Source organism: Thermus parvatiensis, assembly GCF_001535545.1.
In the GTDB taxonomy this organism is placed as follows: domain Bacteria; phylum Deinococcota; class Deinococci; order Deinococcales; family Thermaceae; genus Thermus; species Thermus parvatiensis.
This window is the reverse complement of record NZ_CP014141.1, coordinates 1263114-1289142: the sequence shown is the minus strand read 5'-3', so window position 1 is coordinate 1289142 and position 26029 is coordinate 1263114. Positions and strand designations below refer to the sequence as shown.

At 70.5% G+C, this 26029-nt stretch carries 18 protein-coding genes, 7 pseudogenes and 1 riboswitch; of the genes and pseudogenes, 11 read left to right on the top strand and 14 right to left on the bottom strand.

The features are described 5' to 3' along the window. Positions 1-74: 74 nt before the first annotated feature. From AV541_RS07060 to AV541_RS07030, 7 genes and pseudogenes are all read right to left on the bottom strand, one after another. Positions 75-428: a carboxymuconolactone decarboxylase family protein gene (locus tag AV541_RS07060; protein WP_060384579.1), complete on the bottom strand. Its 354-nt coding sequence runs from the start codon at positions 426-428 to the stop codon at positions 75-77. Between the two features lie 4 nt (positions 429-432). Continuing rightward, positions 433-1179 carry an alpha/beta hydrolase gene (locus AV541_RS07055; protein ID WP_008632122.1) on the bottom strand — a complete coding sequence of 249 codons (747 nt, stop codon included), beginning with the start codon at positions 1177-1179 and terminating at the stop codon, positions 433-435. 6 nt (positions 1180-1185) lie between these two features. Further along, positions 1186-4485: an efflux RND transporter permease subunit gene (locus tag AV541_RS07050; RefSeq protein ID WP_060384578.1), complete on the bottom strand. Its 3300-nt coding sequence runs from the start codon at positions 4483-4485 to the stop codon at positions 1186-1188. Then, positions 4482-5660 carry an efflux RND transporter periplasmic adaptor subunit gene (locus AV541_RS07045; protein ID WP_060384577.1) on the bottom strand — a complete coding sequence of 393 codons (1179 nt, stop codon included), beginning with the start codon at positions 5658-5660 and terminating at the stop codon, positions 4482-4484. Before AV541_RS07045 ends, AV541_RS07050 begins: the two co-directional genes overlap by 4 nt. A gap of 3 nt (positions 5661-5663) precedes the next feature. Further along, positions 5664-6635, bottom strand: a complete 972-nt coding sequence (locus AV541_RS07040; RefSeq protein WP_008632131.1) for a TolC family protein — start codon at positions 6633-6635, stop codon at positions 5664-5666. After that, positions 6632-7896 (bottom strand): annotated as a pseudogene (locus AV541_RS07035) (TolC family protein). Before AV541_RS07035 ends, AV541_RS07040 begins: the two are co-directional and overlap by 4 nt. Beyond that, positions 7889-8323 carry a MarR family winged helix-turn-helix transcriptional regulator gene (locus AV541_RS07030; protein WP_011172829.1) on the bottom strand — a complete coding sequence of 145 codons (435 nt, stop codon included), beginning with the start codon at positions 8321-8323 and terminating at the stop codon, positions 7889-7891. The pseudogene AV541_RS07035 and the gene AV541_RS07030 overlap by 8 nt, the downstream one beginning before the upstream one ends. 158 nt (positions 8324-8481) lie before the next feature. Between AV541_RS07030 and AV541_RS07025 the strand changes: the two genes are divergently transcribed. Together AV541_RS07025 and cdd are read left to right on the top strand one after the other, a co-directional pair. After that, entirely contained in the window at positions 8482-9816 is a 1335-nt protein-coding gene (locus AV541_RS07025; RefSeq protein WP_060384576.1) for a hemolysin family protein, read from the top strand. Then, the gene (gene cdd, locus AV541_RS07020; protein ID WP_060384575.1) at positions 9803-10171 is read left to right on the top strand and encodes a cytidine deaminase; all 369 of its coding nucleotides are present in this window, start codon (positions 9803-9805) and stop codon (positions 10169-10171) included. Before AV541_RS07025 ends, cdd begins: the two co-directional genes overlap by 14 nt. On the opposite strand, the pseudogene AV541_RS07015 reads toward cdd, so the two are convergent. The 3 genes and pseudogenes from AV541_RS07015 to AV541_RS13400 form a co-directional block, all read right to left on the bottom strand. Beyond that, positions 10168-10841, bottom strand: a pseudogene (locus AV541_RS07015) (hypothetical protein). The gene cdd and the pseudogene AV541_RS07015 overlap by 4 nt on opposite strands. Then, the gene (locus tag AV541_RS07010) at positions 10829-11680 is read right to left on the bottom strand and encodes a dihydrodipicolinate synthase family protein (RefSeq protein WP_060384574.1); all 852 of its coding nucleotides are present in this window, start codon (positions 11678-11680) and stop codon (positions 10829-10831) included. Before AV541_RS07010 ends, AV541_RS07015 begins: the two are co-directional and overlap by 13 nt. Continuing rightward, positions 11677-13600, bottom strand: a pseudogene (locus AV541_RS13400) (hypothetical protein). Before AV541_RS13400 ends, AV541_RS07010 begins: the two are co-directional and overlap by 4 nt. Before the next feature lie 17 nt (positions 13601-13617). Here AV541_RS13400 and sdaAB point away from each other — a divergent pair. Beyond that, positions 13618-14280, top strand: a complete 663-nt coding sequence (gene sdaAB / locus AV541_RS07000; protein WP_011172835.1) for an L-serine ammonia-lyase, iron-sulfur-dependent subunit beta — start codon at positions 13618-13620, stop codon at positions 14278-14280. A 47-nt stretch (positions 14281-14327) separates the two neighbouring features. Here the strand turns inward: sdaAB and AV541_RS06995 are convergent, their stop codons facing one another. Together AV541_RS06995 and lepA are read right to left on the bottom strand one after the other, a co-directional pair. Then, complete coding sequence (locus AV541_RS06995) at positions 14328-15305, bottom strand: sensor histidine kinase (protein WP_060384573.1); 978 nt, start codon at positions 15303-15305, stop codon at positions 14328-14330. Then, a pseudogene (gene lepA, locus AV541_RS06990) lies at positions 15289-17120 on the bottom strand (translation elongation factor 4). Before lepA ends, AV541_RS06995 begins: the two are co-directional and overlap by 17 nt. A 97-nt stretch (positions 17121-17217) precedes the next feature. Further along, positions 17218-17376: riboswitch (cobalamin riboswitch) on the top strand. Between the two features lie 134 nt (positions 17377-17510). Here lepA and AV541_RS06985 point away from each other — a divergent pair. The 7 genes and pseudogenes from AV541_RS06985 (at position 17511) to AV541_RS06955 (ending at position 22766) form a co-directional block, all read left to right on the top strand. Further along, positions 17511-18365, top strand: a complete 855-nt coding sequence (locus tag AV541_RS06985) for an ABC transporter substrate-binding protein (protein ID WP_060384572.1) — start codon at positions 17511-17513, stop codon at positions 18363-18365. Then, positions 18362-19388 (top strand): annotated as a pseudogene (locus AV541_RS06980) (FecCD family ABC transporter permease). The gene AV541_RS06985 and the pseudogene AV541_RS06980 overlap by 4 nt, the downstream one beginning before the upstream one ends. Beyond that, positions 19375-20127, top strand: a complete 753-nt coding sequence (locus AV541_RS06975) for an ABC transporter ATP-binding protein (RefSeq protein ID WP_060384571.1) — start codon at positions 19375-19377, stop codon at positions 20125-20127. The pseudogene AV541_RS06980 and the gene AV541_RS06975 overlap by 14 nt, the downstream one beginning before the upstream one ends. Continuing rightward, on the top strand, positions 20108-20440 hold the full coding sequence (locus tag AV541_RS06970; protein WP_060384570.1) for a hypothetical protein: 333 nt from the start codon (positions 20108-20110) through the stop codon (positions 20438-20440). The genes AV541_RS06975 and AV541_RS06970 overlap by 20 nt, the downstream gene beginning before the upstream one ends. A 39-nt stretch (positions 20441-20479) precedes the next feature. After that, positions 20480-21217: an SDR family oxidoreductase gene (locus tag AV541_RS06965; RefSeq protein WP_060384569.1), complete on the top strand. Its 738-nt coding sequence runs from the start codon at positions 20480-20482 to the stop codon at positions 21215-21217. Between the two features lie 107 nt (positions 21218-21324). Further along, a complete protein-coding gene (locus AV541_RS06960) occupies positions 21325-21600 on the top strand; it encodes a hypothetical protein (RefSeq protein ID WP_008632157.1) in 276 nt (91 codons plus the stop codon). Beyond that, on the top strand, positions 21600-22766 hold the full coding sequence (locus AV541_RS06955; RefSeq protein ID WP_060384568.1) for a serine hydrolase domain-containing protein: 1167 nt from the start codon (positions 21600-21602) through the stop codon (positions 22764-22766). Before AV541_RS06960 ends, AV541_RS06955 begins: the two co-directional genes overlap by 1 nt. On the opposite strand, the pseudogene AV541_RS06950 reads toward AV541_RS06955, so the two are convergent. Together AV541_RS06950 and mntR are read right to left on the bottom strand one after the other, a co-directional pair. Beyond that, positions 22748-23769: pseudogene (locus AV541_RS06950) on the bottom strand (threonine aldolase family protein). The gene AV541_RS06955 and the pseudogene AV541_RS06950 overlap by 19 nt on opposite strands. Before the next feature lie 4 nt (positions 23770-23773). Continuing rightward, complete coding sequence (gene mntR / locus AV541_RS06945; protein WP_008632159.1) at positions 23774-24433, bottom strand: manganese-dependent transcriptional regulator MntR; 660 nt, start codon at positions 24431-24433, stop codon at positions 23774-23776. Between the two features lie 23 nt (positions 24434-24456). Here mntR and AV541_RS06940 point away from each other — a divergent pair. Beyond that, a pseudogene (locus tag AV541_RS06940) lies at positions 24457-26027 on the top strand (gamma-glutamyltransferase family protein). Positions 26028-26029 lie beyond the last annotated feature (2 nt).

Here is a 26029-nt window from a genome sequence, read left to right as displayed (position 1 = left end):
AAGGGCAATCCTGGACGCTTGCTTTTGGGGGAAGATTCCGGTCCGAGGGGGGGCGCCCGCCCCGGCTATCTCCACTATAGCACTTCCAGAAGGGGCGCGGCGTGGCCCAGGACGGCGTTGGCCTGGGCCTGCCGGGCGATCTTCAGGGTCTCCAGCAGGGCCTCCTTGGAAAGGCCCAGGCGCTTGGCCCGGTGGGCCATGGCCTTCACGCAGGCCTCCGAGCCCGTGGCCAGGGCGATGCCGAGGAGGATCAGGGTGCGGGTTTTCTCGTCCAGGGCCCCCTTTTCCGGCATGGCGAAGGTCCAGTTCCGCCCGTGCTCCAGGAGGAGGCCCGGCGCCTTCTCCGCAAGGAGGGGGATGGCCCGGGGCAGGCCCTCCCCCAGGTTCTCCGCCATGGCCTGTAGGATGCGCTCGTGGGTCCGGTCCATGCCCCTAGCGTAACGCCCTCGGGGAGGGAGGCGTGTCCCACCCCAGGCCCTCGAGGAAGAGGAGGACCTCCTCCCGGACCTCTTCCCACAGGGCCTCCCGGGGGCGTGTGGCGGGCCTGTCCCCCCTTTGCGGGCCGTAGGCCCCGAAGCCCGCGTGGTTCAGCCCCTCCACGAAGACCACCCGGGCCCCCTTGGGCAGGCGCCTGGCCTTTTCCCGGGCCTCCTGCGGGGGAAGGAGGCCATCCTCCGTGCCGAAGAGGGCCAGGGTGGGGAGGGCCTTGCCGGAGAGGTCCCCCTCGGGGTAGGCGGCGAAGAGGAGGAGGGGGAGCCCTTCCCTTTCCGCCAGCTCCGCCGCCGCCACCCCTCCTAGGCTATGCCCTCCCACCACCAGGGGGAGGTTAGGGTGGGCCCTTTGCGCCTCGAGGGCCCGCTCCTTTCCCAAAAGGGCGATCCCCGAGGGCACCTTGAGGAGGGCCACCCCGTACCCCGCCCGGGCCACGGGGGCGAGGACGGGGGCGTAGGCCAAAGGCTCCACCCGGGCCCCGGGGTAGAAGGCCAGGAGGGCCTTGGGGGCTTGGGGCAGGAGTTCCAGCCCGTAGGGCCTTTCTATCACCCTTAAGCCCCGAAGGGCTTCCCGGGCGATGGGCTCGGCCTTTAGGGGCCTCAGGTAGTAGAAGGCCACCCCCACCACCCCCCCGGCGAGGAGGGTGGCGGCGAGGAGGAAGAGGAGAAGAAGCCGCTTGGCGTCCATGCCCCCTCACCTTAGCACGGGCTCCTTGGCCCGCCGCCCCTCAAAGGCGTAGAAAGCGGCGGGGACCACGAAGAGGGTGAGGAGGGTGGAGGAGAGCATCCCACCCAGGATGACCACGCCGAGGGGCCTCCGGTACTCCGACCCCTCCCCGGCCCCGAGGAGGAGGGGGAGGCTGATGATGAGGACGGTGAGGGTGGTCATGAGGATGGGCCTCAGCCTGAGCCTGGCCGCCTCCACCAGGGCCTCCTTGAGGGGCTTTTCCCGCATGCGGCGGGAGGCGAAGTCCAGGAGGAGGATGGCGTTCTTGGTCACCAGGCCGATGAGCATCACCACCCCCAAGACGCTGATCACGTCCAGGCCCGTGCCCAGGAAGTAGGTGAGCCAGAAGGCCCCCACCAAGGCCAAGGGCACGGGGAGGAGGAGGTAGAGGGGGTAGCGCCAGGCGTTGAACTGGCTGGCGATGACGAGGTAGTTGAGGACGAGGGCGAGGCCGAAGGCGAGGGGCGCGAGGGAGGCGAGCTCCTCCGTGAAGCTCCCAAGCCCTGAGGCCACGAGCTCCACCCCGTCCCCAAGGAGCCCTGCCGCCTTCAGGTCCTTTTCCAGCTCCGCCTGAACCTGGAGGGCGCCAGGGGCATCGGGCTTGAGGTTGATGTTGATCCCGGCGGCGTAGGCCTGGTTGCGGCGGGAGATCAGGGTGGGGGAGGGGCGCTCCTCAAACCGGCCGAGGCTTCCTAAGGGCAGGAAGGCCTGGAGGGCGGGGGCGTAGACGGGGAGGGAGAGGAGGCCGCCCTCCCCGGAGTAGAGGAGGGGGTCGGCCTGCACCACCACGGGGTACTCCTCCCCGCTCCGCCTGGCCGTGGCCGCTTGGGTCCCGGAGAGGTAAAGCCTCAGGGCCTGGGCCACGTCCTGGGGGGTGAGGCCGGTGCCGGAAAGCCGGGCGGGGTCGGGAACGAAGACGCGCTCCCGTTGGATGGACTCCAGGGTGCTCTTCACGTTCAGGACGTAGGGCTTCTTTGCGATCCGGTCCACGATGGCCTGGACCCGGGCCTCCAGCGCCTCCCGGTCGGGGCTGGTGACAAAGAACTGCAGGTCGGCGTCCCCTGCCTCGGGGCCGGTCTGGGCCAGGACGCGGAGATCCGCTCCGGGGAAGTCCTTTAGGACCTCCTTGCCCTCCCGATTGAAGACCTCGGTGAGGGTGAAGATGTCCTCCCGCTCGTGTTTGGGTTTAAGGACGATCTGGAGCTGGACCCGGGAGGGGTCCCCCACCTGGGCCCCGCCGGTGGCGCTCGCCCCCACGGTGGTCACCACCCGCTCCACCGCCGGATGGGCGAGGAAGTAGGCCTCCAGGGCCCGTGCTGCCCGGTCGGAGACGGCTAGGGGTGTGTCCTTGGGGAGAAGGAGGGTGGCGGTGAGCACCCCGGTGTCCGCGCGGGGGGTGAAGTTGAAGGGGATCTGGGGCAGGATGGGGAAGACGGAGAGGAAGGCGAGGCCCGCCAGGCCCAGGACCAGGTAGGGCCGGGCGAGGGCGGCCTCCAGGGCCCGGGCGTACCCCTCGGTGAGCCTTCGCACCCCCCCCTCCGTGGCCTCGTGCAGGAGCCGGGCCAGGGCCCCGGCGAGGTCCAGGAGGAGCCTCCCCAGGTAGCGCCCGAGGCCGAGGAGGGCCGGGTAGAGGGCGAGGAGGAGGAGGTGGAGGGGGCCTTGGCGGTAGAGGAGGAAGGCCACGCCGAGGCCGAGGAGGAGGCCCAAGGCGGTGCGGAAGCCCCGGCGGTAGGCCCAGGCGAGGTCCTTGGGGAGGAGGAGGGCCGCCCGGAGGGCCTCCTTTAGGGTGGGGGGGTCGGGGTCGGGGAAGTAGGCGAGGCGGACGGTGAGGAAGAGGAGGGCCTCGAGCCAGCTCACGCCGATGGCCGCCGCCATGCCCAGGCCGAACTGCTGGAAGATCTGGCCGATGAGGCCGGGGAGGAAGCTGATGGGGAGGAAGACGGCGAGGAGGCTTAGGGTGGCCGCGGCCACGGCGGCGCTCACCTCGCTCGCCCCCTTGAGGACCGCCTCTTTAAGGCCGAGCCCCATGCGGCGGTAGCGGTCAATGTTTTCCGCCACCACGATGGAGTCGTCCACCACGATGCCCACCGCCACGGTGAGGGCGAGGAGGCTGATGAGGTTGTAGGTGAAGCCCAGGACGCCGAAGAGGAGGATGGCCCCGGAGAGGGTGATGGGAATGGCCAGGATGACGGAGAAGACGGAGTTGAGCTTCCCCAGGAAGATAAGGACCACCAAGGAAACGGCCAGGGCGGCCAAAAAAGCCTCCCGCACCGTGTCCTCCACCGCGGCCTGGATGAAGCGGGTGGTGTCCAGGGCGACCTCCGCCCGGTACCCGGGAGGGAGGGAGGTCCCCTCCAGGGCCCGCTTCACCCCCTGGGCCACGGCCACGGCGTTGGCGTCCGGCGTCTTGACCACGGCCAGGACCACGGTGGGGCGGCCGTTCACCCGGTTCAGGGTGGTGGGGGCCTCCCGGGCCTCCACCACCCGGGCCACGTCCCGCACCCGGATACCCCGGCCCGGGTCCACCAGGACCTCGGCCACCTCCGAGGCGGTGCGGGGGGCGGCGCGTAAGGTGTAGACCAGGCGCCGCTCCTCCTCCGTGAGGGCCCCCAGGGGGAGGTTGAGGGCCGAGGCGGAGAGGGCCTGGACCACCTGGAGGGGAGGGATCCCCAGGGCTTGGAGCCGGTCGGGGTCCAGGTAGACCTTGATGGCCGTCTTGGGGGCGCCCGTGAGCCGGATGTCGGCCACGCCGGAGACCAGCTGGAGGCGGGGCTTGAGGGTCCTCTCCGCGTAGCGGAGGACCTCGGCGAGGTCCTCCCCCGGGGCCTCGAGGGCCAGGTAGAGGATGGGGCGCGCCGAGGGGTCAAACTTCTGCACCACGGGGGCGGAGGCGTCCTTGGGGAGGGTGCTCCGGATGGCGGCCACCTTCTGGCTCGCCTCCACCGCCCCCTGGTCCACGTCCACCCCCTGCTTGAACTGGACGAAGACCAGGCTGAACCCCTCCGTGGAGCTGGAGCCGATGACGTCCACCCCCGTGAGGGTGGAGAGGGCGTCCTCCAGGGGCTTGGAGACCTGCTCCGCCACCTCCTCGGGCCCGGCCCCGGGGTAGCTGGTGGAGATGGCGATGACGGGGACGCTGAACCGGGGAAGGAGCTCCACCCCAAGCCCGAGGCCCAGAAGGAGCCCCACCAGGACCATGCCCACGAAGATGGAGGTGGCGAAGACGAAGCGCTCCACGAAGAAGGCCACCAGGGGGTTTTCCCTCACGGCACCACCTCCACGGGGTCGCCGTCTTCCAGTCCCTCGGGCACCGGGTAGACCACCGCCTCCCCCGCCTCAAGTCCCGCCACGGCGGCCTGGCCTCCCTCCTGGGCGAGGAGCCGGACGGGCCGCTTCCGCGCCCGGCCCTCCTCCACCACGTAGACGAAGGCCTCACCGTCCTCGGTCCGCACCGCCCCCGCAGGAAGCAGGAGGCCCTCGGCCAGGACCTCGGGGTAGCGCACCTCCGCCGCCCCGGGGAGGAGGGGGCCTGTGGGCCTCAGGGTCACCTCCACCAGGCGGTTCTGCCCGGGGAGGTCGCTTTTCGCCTGGAGGCGGGCCTCCACCTCCTTGCCGTTTTGGCGGACGCGGAAGGCCGTGTCCTCCGTGAGGGCGGCCGCCCGCTCGGGGGGGAGGTAGACCTTGACCAGGAGGCGGTCGGTGGTGGCCAGGCGGAAGGCCCGGCTCCCCGCCCCGGCGAACTCCCCTTCCTTCACGTAGACCTCCACCACCTCCCCGGCGAAGGGGGCCCGGACCACGCTCTCCTTGAGGTTCCGCTCCGCCTGCTGCACCTGGAGGCGGGCGGCCTCCACCTGGAGCCTGAGGAGGCGGAGGTCGTCCTCCCTTTCCAGGCGGGCCAGGGCCTCCTTGGCGTTCTCGTAGGCGCTTTGCGCCTGGAGGTACTGGGCCTCGAGGCCCTTGAGCTCAAGGGGGGCCAGGGCGCCCAGGGCGAGGAGGGCCTTCCCCTCCTCGTAGCGGCGCCTGGCCGCGGCGAGCTGGGCCTCGGCGGCGGCGAGCTGGGCCTCTAGGGCCTTCCGGTTTCCCTCCGCCTGGGCCTCGGCCCGGGCCAGGTTCTCCTCGGCCTGGCGCAGGGCGAGCTTGGCCTGGGCCAGGGCCTCCTGGAAGGGGGCGGGGTCCAGGAAGACCACCCCCTCCCCGGCCCGCACCCGGGTGCCCGCGGGGAGGGTCCGGACCACCCGGCCCGAGGCCCCCGCCGCCACCAGGCTCTCCTTCTCGGCCACCACGCCCGCCGAGGCCCGGGCCTCCCGGGTGAGGAGGCCGGGCTCGGCCTTGAGGGTCCGCACCTGGGCGCGGAGGGGGGCGGTGGTTTGGGGGGCCTCCGCCTCCGGCTTGGGGGCGCAGGCGAGGAGGAGGAGGGGGAGGAAGACGAGGAGGCGCTTCATGGCTCACCTCGTGGCGAGGAGGCCGTAGTAGGCCTTGAGGTAGGCGTGCTTGGCCTGCTCCAGGGCGAGCTCCGCCTGCAGGAGGTTGAGCTCCTGCTGGAGGAGGGCGAGGCGGCTTGCGAGCCCCGCCGCGAAGCGCGCCCTTTCCGCCTCGTACCGCTTCTTCGCCGCCTCCAGGGCCTCCTCCGCCCGGCGCACCCCCTCGAGGAGGGGAGGAAGCCCGCGGAAGCGGGCCTCCAGGCCCACCCGGAGGGAGGAGGCGGCGCCGTCCAGCTGGGTCGCGAGGGCGGCGATCTGGTCCTCCAGGGCGTCAATGTCCTTGCGGGCGGCGAAGCTCTCGTCCAATAGGGCCCGCTGGGCCTTAAGGAGGGCGAGGGAGTGGCGGAGCTGGAGGAGGTCGGCGTTCTCCTCCAGGAGGGTTTCCACGAGCCCGGCCTCGGGGAGCCCGGGGAGGTCCGCCACGGGCTCGGGTTCCCAGGGGCCCACGAGGTTGGCGAGCTGCGCCTGGGCGCTCTTCAGGGCCCTTTGGGCCTGGTCCAGGTTCTTCCGGGCCTCCTGGGCCCGGTTCTGGGCCTCGAGGAGGTCCAGGCTGGTGGCCCCGCCGCCCTTCACCCGGACCTCCGTGGCCTTGAGGGAGAGCTCCGCCACCTCCAGGGCCTTCTCCAGGACCCGGACCTGGAGCCTCGCCTCCACGACCTGGGTGTAGGCGGCGACGATCTCGTTTTCCGCCTGGGCCAGGGCGCGGCGGAGCCTGGCCTCGGCGAGCTCCAGGGCCTGGCGGGCCTGGAGCTCGTCCAAGGCGGTGCGCAAGGGGTCCTTCAGGGTGCGGTCCAGGTCCCGGGCCTTGGCCTGGACCTCGAGCCGGGCGTTCACCACGGCGGGCGCTTCCTGGGCCTTCTTGAGGGCCTCCGGCAGGGGCTGGGCGAGCCCCAGGGCCGTGAGGCCAAGGGCGAGGGCGAAGAGGGGCTTCTTCACGGGTTCACCTCCAAAAGCTCTCCGTAGAACTGGTAAAGCTCCATAAGCCGGTTCCTGAGGTTGTTTTCCGCCTGGAGGAGGCCGAGCTCCGCCTGGAGCAGGTTGAGCTCGGCCTGCAGGACCCCGAGGGGGCTTTCCAGCCCCAGGGCGAGGCGCTTTTTTGCCTCCTCCAGGGCCTTTTCCGCGGAGGCCTTGCGGCTTTGCGCCAGGGCCAGGGCGGACCGGGCGCCCAAAAGGCCCGCCTTGAGGCTCTCCTCCTGCAGGCGGGCCTGGCGGGAGGCGGCGAGGAAGGCCTCCTCCGCCCCCCGGGCCTGGGCCTGGGCGGCCTCCAGGGCGGCGAAGAGGCCGGGGGAGAGGGTGAGGGAGAGGCTTAGCCGAAGCTCCTCCGTGGCCCGGTAGCGGCCGCCCCCGGGCAGGGCGGTGGCCGCCTGGGCCGGGTTCTGGCGGGTGTAGGCCAGGGTGGGCTGAAGGGTCTTGCTGGAGAGGGAGAGGCTTAGGGTGTCGTTGCCGCTGGGGTAGCGGGTGTAGCTCCCCTGGAGGGTGGGGAGGAGGCTCCTTTGCGCCGCCTCCAAGGCGATCTGGGCCTCCAGGAGGTTCAGGCGGGCCTCCTCCAGGCTCAAGGGGGTCGTCCCCTTGGGTTCGGGGATGGGGGCAGGGGGGCTTCCGGGTCCACCAGGTCCCGGGCCGCCTCCAGGGCGAGGGCGAGGCCCCTCTGCGCCTCCTCCAGGCGGTTTTGCGCCTCCTCCAGGGCGAGCTCCGCCTCCCTGAGCTCCTTGGGGTTCGCCTGGCGCTTCCTGGCGGCCTCCAGGGCCTTTCGCGCCAGCTCCAGGCCCTTTTCGGCGATCCGCACGCCGAGCCTCGCCTCCTGGTAGCGGCCGTAGGCGGCCACCGCCTGGGCCTCGAGGCCTGCCCGGGTCTTGCGGTAGGCGAGCTCGGCCCGCCTGAGGGCGATTTGGGCCCGCTCCACCCCGTCCGCCACCTCCCCGAAGGGGAAGGGGGTGAGGACGAGGGCGAGGGTGAGGCTCTGGGCCGACTCGGGGAGGCTTGTGCAGACCGCCTCCGGCTCGCAGGTGTAGCCGTAGCGGAGGTAGTTCCCCTGGACGTTCAGGGCGAGGGGGGCGGCCTGGGCCTCGAGGGACTTGCGGGCGGCGAGGAGGTAGGCCTCCGCCTGCTTGAGGAGGGGGTGGTCCTTGAGTGGGCTTAGGGCGGACTGGGCCAAGGCGGGGAGGGTGAGGAGGGGAAGGAGGAGAAGCCTACGCATCCTCCACCTCCGTGAGCTTGCGCAGGATCCGGAGGAAGGCGGCCTGCTCCTCCGGGGAGAGGCGGGCAAGCCTCCGGCCGAAGACGGCGAGCCAAAGCGCCTCGGCCCGGGCCGCCGCCTCCCGCCCTTTGGGCGTGAGGAAGAGTTTCACCTTGCGGCGGTCCTGGGGGTCGGGGCTCCGCTCCACCAGGCCCTCCTCCTCCAGGGCGGCGAGGAGGTGGGAGACCTGGGAGGGGTGGACCTCGAGGAGCTCGGCGAGCTGGGAGGGGAGGTCCACCCCCTTGGCCAGAAGGCCGAGGAGGTGGGCCTTTCTCGGGGAGAGGCCCTCCTTGACGAGGAGCTCCTTGGCCTCGGTGTAGAGGGCGTGGGTCAAGGCGTACCCCAACGCCGCCAGCTCCTGGACCAGGGGGGGCGGTGGTCCGTTCATACCGGGAAAAGGTTAAGTCAAGTCAACTATTTAGTCAAGACAACCTCTGCCCGCCTTGTGCGCGCCTGGGTTTCGCCCCGTGGGATGCCCGGGCGAGGGCCGCGGGAGACCCTTTGGGGTACGTGGCGGCGGGCCTGGTGTAGAATGGCGGAAGGCGTATGGATCGTCCTCCGAGTCGGTGGCTTCTTCTTTTGGCCCTCGGTACCCCGGCTTTGGCGCAAGGCGAGGCGGCTTCCCCGGAAAACCCGTGGCTTTGGGCGGTCCTCGTTCTCCTCCTTGCCCTTTCCGCCTTCTTCTCCGCAAGCGAGACGGCCATCACCACCCTCTACCCGTGGAAGCTGAAGGAGCTCGCCGAGAGCAAAAACGGTCCCTTCCGCCTCCTTGCCGAGGACATCACCCGCTTCCTCACCACCATCCTCGTGGGCAACAACCTGGTGAACATCGCCGCCACTGCCCTGGTCACGGAGCTCGCCACCCAGGCCTTCGGCTCCGCGGGCGTGGGGGTGGCCACGGGGGCGATGACCTTCCTCATCCTCTTCTTCGGCGAGATCACCCCCAAGTCCCTCGCCGTCCACCATGCGGAGGCCATCGCCCGGCTGGCCGCTTGGCCCATTTACGGCCTCTCCGTCCTCTTCTACCCCGTGGGGCGCTTCTTCAGCCTCGTCTCCGGGGGGCTTCTCCGCCTCCTCGGCCTGGAGCCCCGGGGCACCCCTTTGGTCTCCGAGGAGGAGCTTAAGCTCATCCTGGCGGGGGCCGAGGAGTCCGGGGCCATTCAGCCCCAGGAGGAGGAGATGATCCACTCCATCCTGGAGCTGGAGGAGACCCCGGTGCGGGAGATCATGACCCCGAGGGTGGAGATGGTGGCCATAGAGGACGAGGCCACCCTGGAGGACCTCCTCGCCCTCTACCGGGAGCACCGCTACAGCCGGGTGCCCGTCTACCGGGAGAGCGTGGACCACATCGTGGGCGTGGCCTACGCCAAGGACCTCCTGGACTACTACTGCGAGGAGGACTTGAAAGGACGCACCGTGGCTTCCATCACCCACCCTCCCTACTTCGTCCCCGAGAACATGGACGCCTGGAGCCTTCTCAAGGAGCTCAGGCGCCGCAAGGTGCACATGGCCATCGTGGTGGACGAGTTTGGGGGCACGGCGGGCCTCGTGACCCTCGAGGACGTGATAGAGGAGATCGTGGGGGAGATCTACGACGAGACCGACGAGCCCGAGGACGCCGCCATCCGGCGCCTCCCGGACGGTTCGCTGTCCATCCAGGCTCAGACTCCCATAGACGAGGTCTCCGAGGCCCTGGGGGTGGAGCTCCCCGAGGGGGAGTACGACACCCTTTCCGGCTTCCTCTACGCCCTCTTCGGGCGGATCCCCAGCGTGGGGGAGAGCGTGGAGTGGCAGGGCTTCCGCTTCGTGGTGGAAAGCGCAGACCAGCGACGCATCGAGCGGGTGCGGGTGGAGCGACTGGTGGAGCATGGAGAGGGTTAGGGAGATCCTGCAGGCCCACGTGGGGCGGGCCTACGCCCCCTACTCGGGCTTCCCCGTGGTGGCCCTGGTGGAGGCGGAAGGGGAGGTGTTCCTCGGGGTCAACGTGGAAAACGCCTCCTTCCCCCTCTCCCAGTGCGCCGAAAGGAACGCCGTGGCGGCCATGGTCCTCGCGGGGAAGCGCCGCCTGGATCGGGTGCACGTCTATAGCCCCAAGGGGCCTATCCCCCCTTGCGGGGGGTGCCGGCAGGTGCTCATGGAGTTCGGGGGGCCGGAGGTGGAGGTGGTCCTCCACGGGCCCGAAGGGGAGGTGCGCACCACGTTGGGGGCCCTCCTCCCCCTGGCTTTCCGCCTTTAGAGGTCCAGGACCAGGGTCTGGCTGAGGAAGCCGGGGACCTCGAGGCGAAGCTCCAGCCGTCCCCTCCCCCGCTCAAGCCCGGGCCTCAGGCCCACCACCTGGACCCGCGCCTCCCCCTTCGCCGGGAGGTCCGCCCGCACCAGGAGGCGCTGGCCCAGAAGGACCAGGGTGCCCTCCGCCCGAAAGGGGATGGGGTTAGGGTTTTCCAGGAAGAGGTTGACCCCGGCCCGGCGTACCCTTACGGGCTCCAGGGGGAAGGCGAGGCGGGCCTTGAAGAAGGTGAGGTCTTGGCTCAAGGTTCGGCCCTCCAGGGCCACCTCCGCCCCTTCCCGGGAGAGGAGGGCCAAGGCGGTGGCCAGGGCCTCCTTCGGGGTGAGGCGCACGGGAAGGGAGGCCTCGGTTTCCCCGGGGGGAGGGTGAGGTCCAGGGGCACCCTCACCTCCCCCACCCGAAGCCGCGTCCCGAAGGTGGCGAGGGGAAGGGGAAAGGGGTTGGGGTTCTTGAAGGCGACCCGCACGGCGAGGAGCAGGGCGGGCTCGGGGGAAAGCTCTAGGCCCCGGATCTCCGCCCCGAGGTAACGGGCCTCGGGCGGAAGGGGCCTTGGGGCGCAGGCGGCGAGGGCCAGAAGGCCGAGGAGGAGAAGCCCAAGCCCTCGCGCTAGAGGACCCATCCCTCCTCCTTTAGGCCCTCCAGGACGGGGAGGAACCTCTCCCAAAGGGGGCTTTCCGCCGGGTAGGGGGGCCTGGGGTAGCCCGCGGGGAGGCCCAGGTGCCGGAGGGCCTGCTTTAGGAGGGGCACCCCGCCCTTGGCGAGGAGGTCTCCCAGGGGGAAGAGCTTCTTCTGGAGCTCCTGAGCCTCGGCGAGCCTTCCCTGGCGGAAGTGGTCCAAAAGCGCCCTATAGGCCCGGGGGGCGAGGTTGGCTGCGGCCAGGATCCCCCCTTCCGCTCCAAGGGCTAGGGCGCCGAGGAAGGTGGGGGCGTGGCCGGTGTAGACCCGGAACTCCCGGAGGCGGGCCTGGTAGAAGGCGATCCGGCTGAGGTCGCCGCTGGAGTCCTTGATGCCGAGGACGTTCGGGTGCGGGGCCAGAGCCTCCACCGCCTCGAGGGGCAGGTCCACCTTGGTGTTCTGGGGCACGTGGTAGAGGAAAATGGGCGTCCTCTCCGCCAGGGCCTCGTAGTAGCGGAGAAGCCCCTCCCCCAGGCTTCCGTGGTAGTAGCGGGGTGGGGTGGCGAGGAGGGCCAGGGCTCCCGCCTCCTGGGCCTCGAGGAGGGCCCTTTGGGCCTGGGGCAGGGTCTCCTCCATGAGGCCCACGAGGAAGGGCTTCTTAGGCCTAAGGGCCCGGAGGCCCCGGGCCCTTTCCTCGGGGGTGAGGTGGACCCCTTCCCCGTTGGAGCCGTAAACGAGGAGGCCGTCCGCCAGGGGCTCCAAGGCCTGGGCCAGCTCCCGGAAGGCCTCTTCATCCAGCCTTCCTTCCCGGTCAAAGGGGGTGGGGATGGGGGGCAGGATCATGCGCGCCTCCAGGCCCTTGAGCTTAGCACGAGGAGGAGGTGGAGGCCGTAGGCCGCGGCGAGGTAGAGGTAGCCCTGGTCTTGGAGAAGGGCCCACAGGCCGTAGGCGGCGAGAAGCAAAAGGACCACCCCAAGCCCTCCGCCCAGGCCGAGGCTTCCCGGGAGGAGGAGGCGGAGGAAGAGGGCGTAGGCGGGGGAGGGCTGGCCTTGCCTTCTGGGGAGGAAGAGGGTGAGGAGGTGGTAGAGGGCGAGGAGGAGGAGGGCGGCGAAGGCCCAGGCCCGGTACCCCTCGGGAAGGGGGAGGGGGAGTTGGGAGAAGCCGCGCCAGGGGTCCTCGGCCAGGCGCCGCGCCTCCGCCTCGAGGAGGAGGGTGTAGAGGGTGCGGAGGGTGGGGGCGGGCTCCCGTGGTCCCCAGGGGTCGGCGCCGAGGCCGAGGAGGCTTCGCACCGGGCCGGACCAAGGGGCCTTCTCGTAGGCCAGGACGAGCTCCTTCTCCCCCAAGAGGGCGAGGGCGAAGGGCAGGGGCGCCCCTTCCCTGAGCAGGGCCCGGGCCTGGGTGGGGTTGTCCCGGAGGAGGGTGTACCCCTGGAGGGCCTTGGCCCCGGGGGTGGGGGGCAGGGACCGGGCCCAGGCCTGGGCTGCCGGGGTGAAGAGGGTCCCCTGGTCCAGGGGCGGGGCCCAGAGGGCGGCCCGGGCCTTGGCGTCCAGGCCGTAGAGGAGGAGGGCGGCGAGGGTGGCGAGGAAGAGGAGGAGGGCGAGGAGCCTTTCCCCTAGGCCAGCGTAGGCCAGGTGGAGGTGGCGCAGGCGCAGGAGGGGGTGGCGGAAGAACCCGCCCAGGTAGCCGCCGATGGGCCTCAGGTCCTTGAGCTGGGCGGGCAGGTAGAAGAGGAAGAGGTAGAGGAAAAGGGCCAGGTACGCCGTCCCCAGGACAAAGAAGGCGGGGGCGAGGAAGCCCAGGTCCGGCGGCCTCCAGGGGGCGGAAAGGGCTAGGGCCTCGCGCAGGCGGAGGGCGGTGGCCACCTCCCCCTGGGCCTCGAGGGCCTCGGCCATCTCCTGGAAGAAGGCCTCGGAGCCGGGGAAGAGGGGGGTGTAGCGCAGGAGGGCGAGGGTCAGGGCCTTGGCCCGGGCGGGGTCCTCGCCGAGGAGGGCGCGGGCCGCCTCCGCCATCCGCAGGACGCCCTCCTGGCCGAAGGGAAGCTCGGGCCGGTGGCCCCGGGCCCGGAGGTCCTGGCCGTAGGCGGCGAGGTCCTCCTCGCTCAGGGTCTCCGGGGGAGGGCCCAGTAGGCGAAGTAGGGCCAGGGCCTGGGGGGGTTCAGGGCCAGGAGGAGGGGCCTTAGGGCCTCTAGGTCTTCCTCCTTGCCCTGGAAGGGGACCGGGGGAAAGGGGATGGGCAGGACCCGCTCCCCCTCCAGGAGGGCCTCGGGGCCCGGGCGGAGGGCGAGGACCTTTGCGGGGGCGAAGTGGTAGCGAACCGCCTCCTCTTTAAGGCCCGCCTCCACCACGAGGAGCCCTTGGGCCACGTAGACCCGGTCCCCCTCCACCAGGGGGCCCACCCAGGGGCCCTGGGGCAGGGGGAGGAGCCCCCAGGGGAGCTTGAGTCCCTCGGGGGTGAGCTCGGGCGGCGTGGGGGCGAGGAGGAGGAAGCGCCCCTCCAGGGCGCCCGAGGGCAGGTTGAGCCGCACCCGGTACTCCCCGGGGGCCTCGAGGGTGAGGGGGAGGGCGAACCTCCCTCCCTGGACCTCCACCTCCTCCACCCGGCTGCCCCCGGGGCCTTCCAGGGCCAGGGGGTAGCGCCCGTCGGGAAGCCCTTCTCCCGAGAGGGTGAGGGGCCCCCCGCCACGGCCCCCTCCGGCAGGACGAGGCGCTGGCCGAGGCCTACCCCCAGGGCGAGGAGGAGCAAAAGAGGCCAGAAGCTCCGCATGGGCGTATTCTATCAGCATGGGCCTTTTGGACATGATCGGTCCCGTGATGGTGGGGCCTTCCTCCAGCCACACGGCGGGGGCCTGCCGCCTCGCCCTCCTCGCCCGCCACCTCCTCGGGGAGAAGCCCAAAAGGGTGGAGTTCGGCCTCCACGGCTCCTTCGCCAAGACGGGGAAGGGGCACGGCACCCACCTGGCCCTGGCTGCGGGGGTCTTGGGCCTCACGCCCGACGACGAGAGGCTCAAGGAGAGCCTTTCCCTGGCGGAGCGGGAGGGGGTGGAGGTGGTCTTCAAGGAGGTGGAGCTCGGGGACGTCCACCCCAACACGGTGCGGATGGTCCTCGAGGGGGAGAAGGGGCGCCTCGCGGTCACGGGCAGCTCCCTCGGGGGGGGTCTCGTGCGCGTCTTTGACGTGGACGGCTTTGAGGTGCGCATCACGGGGAGCGCCCCCACCCTGGTGATCAAGAACGTGGACACGCCCGGGGTGGTGGCCCGGGTGGCCCGCATCCTCGCCGACGACGAGGTGAACATCGCCTACCTCACCGTGAGCCGGAAGAAGCGGGGCGGGGAGGCGATGATGAGCATAGAGGTGGACCGGCCCCTCTCCGAGGTGCCCTTGCGCTACCTGGAGCACCTCTCCTACATCCTCTGGGTGCGGCAGATCCCCCCGGTGATGGGCTAAGCGTTCGTTCCCCGCCCAGGCTTTTCCCAAGCCCGCATGGGGTGGCCTTAGGCCCCCTTGGGGAGTTCCAGGCCCAGGCAGGCCCCTCCCAGGGTGCCCTCGCAGGGGAAGAGCCTGCCCCCGTGGGCCTCGGCCACCCGCTTGGCGGTGTAGAGGCCCAGGCCCGCGCTTCCCCTCCTGCCCTCCCCCTGGAGGAAGGGGCGGGCGAGGGCTTCCAGGGGCAGGGGAAGGCCTGCGCCGTCGTCCTCCACAAGGAGCACCCCTTCCCCCACCCGGAGCCGGACGCGGCTTTTGGCGTGGCGGAGGGCGTTTTCCAGGAGGTTGGCGAGGGCCCTTTCCACGAGGAGCCTTTCCCCCCGGGCGAGGCCCGCCCCTTCCACCTCCACGAGGAGCCCCCGCCTCTTCGCCTCGTCCCGGTAGCGGAGGAGGAGGTCCTCGGCCAAGGCCCTGAGGTTCAGGGTCTCGCCCCGGGGGGGGCGGGCCTCGAGGCGGGCGAGGGCGAGGAGGTTTTCCGTCAGGCGGTAGCCGCGGGAAAGCTCCTCCCTCAGGGCGCGGAGGAGGGCGATGCGCCTTTCCTTTCCCAGGTCGTCCGCCCGCTCCAGGTAGTCCAAAAGGCGCAGGGCGGAAAGGAGGGGGGTCTTGAGGTCGTGGGCCAGGGCGGCGTACAGGGCCTCCCGGGCCTCCAGGAGCTCCTTGAGCCGGGCGAGAAGCTCGGAAAACCGGGCGCGGAGGAGGGCGATCTCCTCCGGAGGGGGCTCCTTGGGGGTGGGGAGACGGAGGGCCTCCAGGGGCCCCTCTTTCAAGGAGAGGTAGGCCAGGGTCCGGGTGAGCTCCTCCAGGGGCCTGAGGAGGCCCTTCGCCAGGAAGTAGCCCACGAGGCCCGAGAGGAGGGCGAGGAAGAAGAGCCACAAGAGGAGGGGAAGCCAGGGACCCTCCCCTAGGGCTCCCAGGGTGAGGACCAGCACCAGGTTGGGCAGGAAGGCGAGGAGGGCGATGACCAGGGCGAGCCTAGCCCTTAGGCTCATCGCGACCCGCCGAAAGCACCGCCAGGAAGGCCTCTTGGGGCACCTCCACCTTGCCGATGGCCTTGAGGCGCTTCTTGCCCTCCTTCTGCTTTTCCAAAAGCTTCTTCTTTCGGGTCACGTCCCCGCCGTAGCACTTGGCGAGCACGTCCTTCCTTAGGGCCTTCACCGTGGCCCGGGCGATGATCTTCCCCCGATGGCCGCCTGGATGGGCACCTCAAAGAGCTGGCGGGGGATGACCTCGGCGAGCTTGTCCACGATGGCCCGGGCCATGGTGTAGGCCTTCTCCCGGTGGGCGATGAAGGTGAGGGCGTCCACCACCTCCCCGTGCACCAGGACGTTCACCTTCACCAGGTCCCCGGGCCGGTAGCCGATCTGCTCGTAGTCCATGGAGGCGTACCCGCGGGAGACGCTTTTCAGGCGGTCGTGGAAATCGTAGAGGATCTCGGCGAAGGGGGCCTCGTAGACGAGTTCCACCCGTTTCTGGGCCCCGGGGAGGTAGGTCATGTTAACGAGGCGGCCCCGCTTCTCCTGGAGGAGCTGCATGAGGCTGCCCACGTACTCCTCGGGGGTGAAGATGGTGAGCTTCACGTAGGGCTCGAGGATCTCCTCTATCCGCGTGGGGTCGGGGAGGTCGGCGGGGTTGTGGACCTCCACCTCCTCCCCGCTTTTGAGCCGCACCTTGTAGACCACGCTGGGGGCGGTGGCGATGAGTTCTAGGCCGAACTCCCGCTCAAGCCTTTCCTGAACGATCTCGGCGTGGAGGAGGCCCAAGAAACCGCAGCGGAAGCCAAAGCCCAAGGCGGTGGAGGACTCGGGCTCAAAGGTGAGGGCGGCGTCGTTAAGCTTGAGCTTCTCCAAGGCGTCCCGAAGCTTCCCGTAGTCCCCGGAGTCCACGGGGTAGAGCCCGGCGAAGACCACGGGTTTGGCGGGGCGGAAGCCGGGGTAGGGGGAGGGGGTGGGGCGGTCCGCCAGGGTGATGGTGTCCCCTACCTGGACGTCGTGGATGTCCCGGATGGCGGCCACGAGCCACCCCACCTCCCCGGCGCTAAGCCTTTCCGTGGGCACAAGGCCCTGGGGGGTGAAGACCCCCACCTTGTCCACGCTGAACTCCTTGCCCGTGGAATAGATGCGGATCCTATCCCCCGGGCGCACCTCCCCTTCAAAGAGGCGGAGGTAGGGGATCACCCCCTGGTAGGCGTCGTAGACGGAATCAAAGATGAGGGCCTTTAAGGGGGCCTGGGGGTCGCCCTGGGGTGGGGGGATGCGCTTCACGATGGCCTCGAGGATCTCCTCCACGCCCTCCCCCGTCTTCCCCGAGGCGAAGATGGCCTCGTCGGCGGGAAGGCCCAAGACCTCCTCCACCTCGAGGGCCACCTCCAAAGGCCGGGCGTTGGGGAGGTCTATTTTGTTGATCACCGGGATGATCACGTGGTTATGCTCCAAGGCCATGTAGAACTTGGCCAGGGTCTCCGCCTCCACCCCCTGGCTTGCGTCCACCACGAGGAGCACCCCCTCCACCGCCGCCAGGGCCCGGGAGACCTCGTAGGTGAAGTCCACGTGCCCCGGGGTGTCGATGAGGTGGAAGACGTACTCCTCCCCGTCCTTGGCCCGGTAGGTTACCCTGACGGCGCTCGCCTTGATGGTGATGCCCCGCTCCCTCTCCAGCTCCAGGGAGTCCAAGAACTGCTCCCGCATCTCCCGGTCGCTCACCGCGTGGGTGAGCTCCAGGATGCGGTCGGCCAGGGTGGACTTGCCGTGGTCCACGTGGGCGATGATGGAGAAGTTGCGGATGCGGCTTAGGTCCATCCTCACCATCCTCCGGGCTCCTTCGGGCAAAGTCAAGGGTACCTCGGGGTTGCGCGGGGAGGGGGTTTGCCCTAGCCTGGAAGGCGAGGCCCGCTAGGGCCGAAAAGCCAGGTCCCGTAGCCCTGGTGCCTGGGCGCGTAGTCCAGGCTTAAAGTGGGGAAGTCCGGTGCAAGTCCGGCGCTGTCCCGCAACGGTAACCGGTCCGTCGTCGTGCCCCGCTTCGCAGACCGGAAGCCCGAATGCCTGCCAGGGCCGCCCGCCAGACCCCATGGGCGGGCACCTCACGCGGATGGGGGGAGCGATGGGGGCTAAAAGGCCTTTTACGCCCCTGCCGCCCTCCGGCAGGGGCGTTTCCCTACCTCCCCCGGGCCTGGCCCTAGCGGCCTTAGGGAGGTAGGCATGCGGAAGATCCTGGCATTCCTTTCGGTTCTCTGGGCGCTGGCTTTGGCCTTTCCCTTCACCCTCACCGACGACCTGGGGCGCACGGTCACCGTTAAGGCCCCGCCCAAGCGGATCGTCACCATGTTGCCCTCGGTGACGGAAACGGTCTGCGCCCTGGGGGCCTGCGACCGCATCGTGGCCACCGACGACTACTCCGACTGGCCCGAGGCGGTGAAGCGCCTGCCCAAGGCCGGGGGGCTTTACAACCCCAACCCGGAGCTGATTGTTTCCCTGAAGCCTGACCTGGTGCTGGTGTCCAAGTACGGCCGCCTTTATGAAACCCTGGAGCGGGCGGGGCTTACCGTGTACGCCGTGCGCACCGAGACCTACGAGGACATCTTCCGCACCGTCCGCACCTTGGGGAGGCTTCTCGGCCTCGAGGCCGAGGCCGAGCGGCTCGTGGCCCAGATCCAGAAGGAGGTCTACCAGGAGGAGGCCCGGGCGGCCAAAGCCAGGTCTCGCCCCCGGGTCTACTACGAGATTGACCCCACCCCCTACACCGTGGGCCCCGAGAGCTTCATCGGCGTCCTCATAAGTAAGGCCCGGGGGGTGAACATCGTGCCCAAGGAGCTCGGCCTCTTCCCCAAGATCAGCCCCGAGTTCGTGGTGGAGAAGGACCCCGAGGTCATCGTGGCCACCTACCCGAACGCCCTGGAGACCATCCGCTCCCGCCCCGGCTGGAGCCGCATCCAGGCGGTGCGCACGGGCCGGATCTGCGTCTACACCGGGGGTGAGGACAGCCTCCTCTCCCGCCCCGGTCCCCGGGTGGCCCAGGGGCTTAGGCTTTTGGTGGACTGCTTCCACGGGCGATGACCCGCGCCCTGCCCCCCGCCCTCGCCCGGGGCCTCGTCTTCCTCTGGCTTGTGGCCCTCCTCCTTGGGGCCGTGGTCCTGGGGGTGGGGCTTGGCGCCGTGGCCGTGCCTCCGGAAGGGGTGGTCCGGGCCCTCCTGGGCCTGGAGGAGAACCCCATCGTCACCGAGCTTAGGCTCCCCCGGGTCCTGGCCGGGGTCCTGGTGGGGGCGGCCTTGGGGGTCTCGGGGGCCGCCTTCCAGGGGCTTTTCCGCAATCCCCTGGCCGACCCCTACCTCATGGGCTCCGCCTCGGGGGCGGCCTTCGCCGTGACCCTCTTCGCAAGCCTCTTGGGGGGGCTCTCCCCGGCCTTCGCCCAGCACGCCGTCTTCCAGCACCTCCCCCTCTCCGCCACCTTCTTCGGCTTCGTGGGGGCCCTTTTCGCCACCCTCCTCACCCTCGTCCTGGCGGGGGGGTGGCCCGCACCGGGGAGCTCGTGCTGGCTGGGGTGGTGGTGGGGAGCGTCCTCACCGGGCTCACCACCTACCTGATGATGCAGGATGCCGACCGGGTGCGGGCGGTCTTCGCCTACACCCTGGGCAACCTGGCCTTCGCCGGGTGGGAGGGGGTGCGGGTCCTCGCCCTCTTCTTTGCCCTGGCCTTCCCCCCCTCCTCTTCCTGGGCCGGGTGCTGAACGCCCTGGGGCTCGGAGAGGAGACGGCGAAAAGCCTGGGGCTTCCCCTCGAGGCCCTGAAGCTCCTCCTCCTCGGGGCGGCGAGCCTCCTCACCGCCTCCGCCGTGGCCCAGGCGGGGATCATCGGCTTCGTGGGCCTGGTGACCCCCCACCTTCTCCGCCGCCTCCTGGGGGAGGACTACCGCCTCCTCCTCCCGGCCAGCGCCTTGGGGGGCGGGGCGCTCCTCGCCCTGGCCGACCTCCTCGCCCGCACCCTGGCCCGGCCCGCCGAGCTTCCCGTGGGCGTGGTCACCACCCTCCTCGGGGGGCCCTTCTTCCTCTACCTCATGTGGAGGCGCCGTGGGCGGGCTTGAGGCCAGGGGGATCGTGGGGCCCTTCGCCCTGAAGGGCGTGGATCTCCTTTTGCGCCCCGGGGAGTGGCTCGCCCTCCTCGGGCCCAACGGCTCGGGGAAGACCACCCTCCTAAGGGTGATGGCGGGCCTCCTTAGGCCCAGGCGGGGGGAGGTGCTTTTGGAGGAAAGGCCCCTTAGGGCCTACGGCAGTTACGAGCGGGGCCGCCTCCTCGCCTACCTCCCCCAAAACGGCCCCTACCCCGAGGGGCTTTTGGTGGAGGAGGTGGTGCGCCTGGGGAGGCTTCCCCACCTCGGGCTTTGGGGGCGGGAGGGGGGGGAGGACCGGGAGGCGGTGGACTGGGCCCTCGAGGTCACCGGGGCCTCCGCTTTTCGGGGAAGGCTCCTCGGCACCCTCTCGGGCGGAGAGCGGCAACGGGTCCTTCTGGCCCGGGCCCTGGCGGGAAGGCCTAGGTACCTCCTCTTGGACGAGCCTACCACCTTCTTGGACCTGGCGCACCAGGGGGTGGTGGTGGGGCTTTTGCGGCGGCTTGCCGGGATGGGCCTTGGGGTGCTTTCCGTCCTCCACGACCCCAACCAGGCGGCCCTCGCCCACCGGGTGGCGGTGCTGGAAGGGGGAAGGGTGGTGGCGGAGGGGGGGCCTGAAGCGGTCTTGCAGGAACCCCTCCTCGCCCGGCTCTACGGGGCGGGGGTCCGGGTCGTCCGCCTGGGGGAGAGGCCCCATGTCTACCTGGACCCATAGGGCCAGGCTCTTCGTGAGGCGGCGGGCCTTCCTCCTGGACCTGGGGGAAGAAGTCCTCTTCTACACCGAGGGGGGGCCGCGGCGGGCCCGCTACCTCCTGGTGGGGCGGGTCTCCCCGCCCGAGTGGCTGAGGCTTGGCCTCCCCAGGGAGGCCGTCCTCCACTACCCCCTGGAGGTGGACCCCCTGGCCTTTGAGTGGGAGGGGGAGACCCTGGTCCTGCCCGGGCTTCGGGTCTACCTGGGAGGCCCCCCCGAGTTCGTGGAGACCCCCTACTACGCCTGGCCCTTGACGGGGCCCCGGGGCCGGGAGTAGGGTGGGCTTACCGACCGGTTGGTCGTCTGGAGGTGCGGGATGCGGCTCAAGGACAAGGCGGTGCTCATCACGGGGGCGGCCCACGGCATCGGCCGGGCCACGCTGGAGCTCTTCGCCAGGGAAGGGGCGAGGCTCGTGGCCTGCGACGTGGAGGAAGGCCCCTTAAGGGAGGCGGCGGAGGCCACGGGGGCCCTGGCCATCCCCATGGATGTGGCCAACCCCCCTTCGGTGGAGGAGGGTTTCCAGAGGGCCCTGAAGGCCTTTGGCCGGCTGGACGGGGTGGTGCACTACGCCGGGATCACCCGGGACAACTTCCACTGGAAGATGCCCCTGGAGGACTGGGAGGTGGTGCTCAGGGTGAACCTCACGGGGAGCTTCCTGGTGGCCAAGGCGGCCAGCGAGGCCATGCGGGAGAAAAACCCTGGGAGCATCGTCCTCACCGCGAGCCGGGTCTACCTGGGGAACCTGGGGCAGGCGAACTACGCCGCCTCCAAGGCGGGGGTGGTGGGGCTTACCCGGACCTTGGCCCTGGAGCTTGGGCGGTGGGGGATCCGGGTGAACGCCCTGGCCCCGGGGTTCATTGAGACGCGGATGACGGCCAAGGTGCCGGAGAAGGTGCGGGAGAAGGCCATCGCCGCCACCCCCTTGGGCCGGGCGGGGAAGCCTTTGGAGGTGGCCTACGCCGCCCTCTTTTTAGTCTCCGACGAGTCTAGCTTCATCACCGGCCAGGTCCTCTTCGTGGACGGGGGGAGGACCATCGGGGCGGCCCCGGCCTAAGAGCACCCCATGCGGGCCCAAGCCCGCATGGGGGCCCCGAAAAGGCCTCGCCTTCGTTCGGGCATCAACCATGGTGCGGGAGGCGGAAGAGGGTGTAGGCTTGGGGCATGCGGGTCCTAGGCTGGTTCCTCCTCCTTGTGGGGCTCGTCCTCGCCTGGTTCCTCCTGAGCCCCGTTGTGGCCCTCATCCTCGCCCTTTTCGCCCTTCCCCTGGTCCTCCTCCTCGCCGCCTTGGCCCTCCCCGTGGGCCTCTTCCTCGCCCTTTTGGGGGCCGTCCTCGGCCTTTTAGGCTTCTTCGTGAAGTGGCTTCTGCCCTTGGCGCTTCTCCTCCTCGCCCTCTGGCTCCTCCTGAGCCCGAAGAGGCCCGTTCCTGAGGGGTGGTGATGAACCTAAGGAGGCTTGACGCCTACTTCCGGCGCCTGGTGGAGGAGGGCCTCCTCCCCGGGGCCGTGGTCCTCGTGGCCCGGGGTGGGGAGGTGGTTTTCCAGGGGGTCTACGGGTACCTGGACCCGGGGCGGGGGCTTCCCATGCGGGAGGACGCCCTCTTCCGCCTCTACTCCATGACCAAGCCCTGGGTCTCCGCCCTGGCCCTGAGCTTCGTGGAGGAGGGAACCCTTTCCCTTTTGGACCCCGTGGAGAAGTACCTGCCGGAGTTTTCCGGGCTCCGGGTGGGGCGGGAGGTGGGGGAGGGGATCGTCTACGAGCCTCTGAAGCGCCCCCTCACCGTCTACGACCTCCTCCGCCACACCGCGGGGCTCACCTACGGGGTCTTCTTCCGCTCCCCGGTGAAGGGGCTTTACCTCGAGGCCGGGGTGGACCGCTTTGACCTGAGCCGGGAAGCCTTTTTGGAGCGCCTCACCGCCCTTCCTTTGCGCTTCCAGCCTGGGGAAACCTTTGAATACGGCCTCGCCACCGACCTCCTCGGCCACCTCCTGGAGGCTTTGGCGGGGCGGAGCCTGGCGGCGCTTTTGGAGGAAAGGCTTTTCCGCCCCCTGGGCATGAAGGACTCGGGCTTCCAGGCCAAGGACCCCGCCCGGCTGGCCCAGCCCTTCCCCAAGGATCCGGAGACGGGCCGCAGCCTCCGCCTCCTCCCGGTGGAAACCCCCCCGCCCCGCTACGCCGGGGGGATGGGGGGCGTGAGCACCGCGGCGGACTACCTCGCCTTCCTCGAGGCCCTCCGCCTGGGGCGGGGTGTCCTCTCCTCCACCATGGCGGGCTTCATGGTTCAGGACCACCTGGGAAGCCTCTACCCCGAGGCCCTCAAGCGGGGGCCCGAGTACCTTCCCGGACCCGGGTACAGCTTCGGCCTCGGGGTGGCGGTGCGGGTGGAGCCCATGGGCTACTCCCCGGCCTCTCTGGGGGAGTGGACCTGGGCGGGCTTTGGCGGGACCTTCTTCTTCGTGGACCCCTTCCAGGAGATCACCGCCCTCTACCTCGCCCAGGCCCCGAACCTCCTTTCCGTCCTGGAGCCGGAAAAGGCCCTCCACTCCCGGCTTGGGGCCAGGCTCCAGCACGCCTTCCGCACCCTGGTCTACCTGGGCCTGGAGTGAAGGAGGTTTTGGATCCTCTCCAGGGCGAGGGGGATGTCCTCGTCCCTGAGGTCCCGGTAAGTCACGAACCGCACCCTTCCCCCCACGGCCCCCGCGAGCACCCCCCGGGTCCTTAGCCCCTGGAGAAAACCCTCGGGGTCTTCCACCTCCAGGTAGACCATGTTGGTCTCCACCGCCCCCAGGTCCACGGCGAGCCCCAGGCGAAAAAGCCCCTCCGCCAGGGCGCGGGCCATCTCGTGGTCGCGCCGGAGGTGCTTGGGGCCTTCCTCCAGGGCCAGGATCCCTGCCGCGGCCAAGACCCCCGCCTGCCGCCACCCGCCCCCCAGGAGCTTCCGGTAGCGCCGGGCCTCAGGGAGGAGGTCTTTGGGCAAGAGAAGGAGGCTTCCCACCGGGGCCCCCAGGCCCTTGGACAAGGAAACCATGGCCGTGGTGAACCCCTGGACCAGTCGGGAGGGTTCCACCCCCAAAAGGTGGCGGCGTTGTGGAGGCGGGCCCCGTCCAGGTGGGTGGGGAGGCCCCGGGCGCGGGCCAGGTCTTGGACCCGCCTTTGGACCTCCAGGGGCACCACCCGCCCCCCGGCCAGGTTGTGGGTGTTCTCCAGGGCGAGTAGCCCGATGGGGGCCTGGAAGGGGCCCCGCCTTAGGGCCTCCTCCAGGGCCTTCAGGTCCGGCCTCCCCCCTGGGGCGGGCACGGGGCGGACCAGGGCCCCGGCGAGGAGGGCCGGGGCACCGAGCTCGTACTCGTAGAGGTGGGCTCCCTCGGGGGCCAAGACCTCGGCCCCCCGCCGCAGGTGGAGGAGGAGGGCCACCTGGTTGGCCATGGTGCTCGAGGGCAGGAAGAGGGCCCGCTCAAACCCGAGCCTTTCCGCCGCCAGGGCCTCGAGGCGGTTCACCGTGGGGTCCTCGCTGTAGACGTCGTCCCCCACCTCCGCCTCCGCCATGGCTTTGCGCATGGCGGGGGTGGGGCGGGTGAGGGTGTCGCTCCTCAGGTCCACGAGGCGCATGCCCCTAGCCTAAAGGCTCCACCCCCACCGCCTGGGCGAGGGTTTGGGGCAGGAGGTAGACCTCCCCCTCCACCTCCACCCGCACCCCCTCTCCCTTCTCCAGGATCCGGAGGGGCTTTCCCGGCACCAGGCCGAGCCGGGCGAGGAGGTTCAGGGTGCCCCGGTCCTGGGCCAGGGCGCGGGCCACCCGGGCCCGCCCCAGGGGGGCCTCGGTGAGGGGGAGGGCCTTGGAGGAGGGAAGGGTCAGGTCCTTGGTGGGGATGGGGTCCCCGTGAGGGTCAAAAGGGGGGTGGCCCAGGTATTCGGCGATCCTCTCTTCCAGGTCCTCGCTGATCACGTGCTCCAGCCTTTCCGCCTCCTGGTGGACCTCCTCCCAGCCGTAGCCCAGGGCCTGGTGGAGGTAGGCCTCGAGGAGGCGGTGGTGGCGCAGGACCTCGAGGGCCACCCTCCTTCCCCGCTCCGTCAGCCGGGCCCCCCGGTAGGGCTCGTGCTCCAGGAGGCCCAGGGCCTTGAGCTTTTTCAGCATCTCCGTCACGGAGGGGGGCTTGACCGAAAGGCGCTCCGCCAGGGCCTGCGTGGGGACGGGCCCCCCGAGGGCCTCCTCCAGAAGAAAGAGGTGCTTTAGGTAATCCTCCTGGGCCTCGGTGAGGGGCGGCCTTGCCATCCCCCTAAAGGTAGCATGGGAGCATGGACCTCACCCATTACCCCTACCCCTCCCGCCGCCACGTGGTCCTCGGGGGGCGGGGCGCGGTGGCCACGAGCCAGCCCTTGGCGGCCCTCGCGGGGATGGAGATGCTTCAAAAGGGGGAAGCGCCGTGGACGCCGCCATCGCCATGGCCGCCTGCCTCACCGTGGTGGAGCCCACCTCCAACGGGATCGGGGGGACCTGTTCGCCCTGGTGTGGGACGGGGCCCTCCACGGCCTGAACGCCTCCGGGAAAAGCCCCATGGCCCTTACCCCGGAGAGGCTTCCCGGGAGGATGCCGGAGCGGGGCTGGCTTCCCGTGACCGTGCCGGGGGCGGTCTCGGGCTGGCGGGCCCTCCACGAGCGCTGGGGCAGGCTTCCCTTCGCCGAGGTCCTCGCCCCCGCCATCCGCTACGCCGAGGAGGGCTTTCCCGTGGGGCCGGAGACGGCGAGGAGCTGGCGGCGGGCGGAGGGCGTCTTCCTGCCCCTAGAGGGGCCGGAGTTTAAGGCCTTCCAGGAGGTGTTTTTCCCCGGGGGAGGGCCCCAAGGGCGGGGGAGGTGTGGCGGAGCCCCCTCCACGCCAAGACCCTTAGGGAGATCGCCGAGACCCACGGGGAAAGCCTCTACCGGGGGGCTTTGGCCGAGGCCCTGGCCCGCTTCAGCGGGGACACCGGGGGCTCATCACCCTCGAGGACCTTAAGGCCCACGCCCCGGAGTGGGTGACGCCCCTTTCCACGGAGTACAAGGGGCTCACCGTCTGGGAGCTCCCCCCAAACGGCCAGGGGGTGGCGGTCCTCCTCGCCCTGAACCTTTTGGAGGGCTTTGACCTGAGGCCGGAGGACCCCGTTAGCTACCACGTCCAGATTGAGGCCATGCGCCTTGCCTTGGCGGACACCTACCGCTTCGTGGCCGACCCCCGCCACATGGAGCTTGACCCCAAGGCCTTCCTCTCCAAGGCCTACGCGGCGGAAAGGAGGAGGCTTATCGGGGAAAAGGCCCTTCCCCGGGTCCTTCCCGGGCTAAGGCCTGAGGGGACGGTCTACCTGGCGGCGGCGGACGGGGAGCTCATGGTCTCCCTCATCCAGTCCAACTACCAGGGGTTTGGCTCCGGGGTCTTGGTGCCGGGGACGGGGATCGCCCTGCAGAACCGGGGCCTGGGGTTTTCCCTGGAGGAAGGCCACCCGAACCGGGTGGGGCCGGGAAAGAGGCCCTTCCACACTATCATCCCGGGCTTTCTCACGAGGGAAGGAAAGCCCCTTGGGCCCTTCGGGGTCATGGGGGGGTTCATGCAGCCCCAGGGGCACGTCCAGGTGGTGGTGGCCCTGGCGGACTTTGGCCTGAACCCCCAGGCGGCCCTGGACCGGCCCCGCTGGCAGGTGGTGCCGGGGGACGAGGTGCTTCTTGAGCCTGGCATCCCCCAGGCCACGGCCCTCTTCCTCAAGGACCTGGGGCACCGGGTGCGCTACGAGGCGGAGTACGGGCTTTTCGGCCGGGGGCAGGCGGTCTTCCGCCTGGGGGAGGCCCTCGTGGGGGCGAGCGACCCCCGGGCCGAGGGGCTCGCCCTGGCGTGGTAGTA

Excerpts from the sequence above, each read along its gene's own strand:
- AV541_RS07060 (WP_060384579.1), bottom strand. The coding sequence starts at position 428 with ATGGACCGGACCCACGAGCGCATCCTACAGGCCATGGCGGAGAACCTG.
- AV541_RS07055 (WP_008632122.1), bottom strand. The coding sequence starts at position 1,179 with ATGGACGCCAAGCGGCTTCTTCTCCTCTTCCTCCTCGCCGCCACCCTC.
- AV541_RS07045 (WP_060384577.1), bottom strand. The coding sequence starts at position 5,660 with ATGAAGCGCCTCCTCGTCTTCCTCCCCCTCCTCCTCCTCGCCTGCGCC.
- AV541_RS07030 (WP_011172829.1), bottom strand. The coding sequence starts at position 8,323 with ATGAACGGACCACCGCCCCCCCTGGTCCAGGAGCTGGCGGCGTTGGGG.
- AV541_RS07025 (WP_060384576.1), top strand. The coding sequence starts at position 8,482 with ATGGATCGTCCTCCGAGTCGGTGGCTTCTTCTTTTGGCCCTCGGTACC.
- cdd (WP_060384575.1), top strand. The coding sequence starts at position 9,803 with ATGGAGAGGGTTAGGGAGATCCTGCAGGCCCACGTGGGGCGGGCCTAC.
- AV541_RS07010 (WP_060384574.1), bottom strand. The coding sequence starts at position 11,680 with ATGATCCTGCCCCCCATCCCCACCCCCTTTGACCGGGAAGGAAGGCTG.
- sdaAB (WP_011172835.1), top strand. The coding sequence starts at position 13,618 with ATGGGCCTTTTGGACATGATCGGTCCCGTGATGGTGGGGCCTTCCTCC.
- AV541_RS06995 (WP_060384573.1), bottom strand. The coding sequence starts at position 15,305 with ATGAGCCTAAGGGCTAGGCTCGCCCTGGTCATCGCCCTCCTCGCCTTC.
- AV541_RS06985 (WP_060384572.1), top strand. The coding sequence starts at position 17,511 with ATGCGGAAGATCCTGGCATTCCTTTCGGTTCTCTGGGCGCTGGCTTTG.
- AV541_RS06970 (WP_060384570.1), top strand. The coding sequence starts at position 20,108 with ATGTCTACCTGGACCCATAGGGCCAGGCTCTTCGTGAGGCGGCGGGCC.
- AV541_RS06965 (WP_060384569.1), top strand. The coding sequence starts at position 20,480 with ATGCGGCTCAAGGACAAGGCGGTGCTCATCACGGGGGCGGCCCACGGC.
- AV541_RS06960 (WP_008632157.1), top strand. The coding sequence starts at position 21,325 with ATGCGGGTCCTAGGCTGGTTCCTCCTCCTTGTGGGGCTCGTCCTCGCC.
- AV541_RS06955 (WP_060384568.1), top strand. The coding sequence starts at position 21,600 with ATGAACCTAAGGAGGCTTGACGCCTACTTCCGGCGCCTGGTGGAGGAG.
- mntR (WP_008632159.1), bottom strand. The coding sequence starts at position 24,433 with ATGGCAAGGCCGCCCCTCACCGAGGCCCAGGAGGATTACCTAAAGCAC.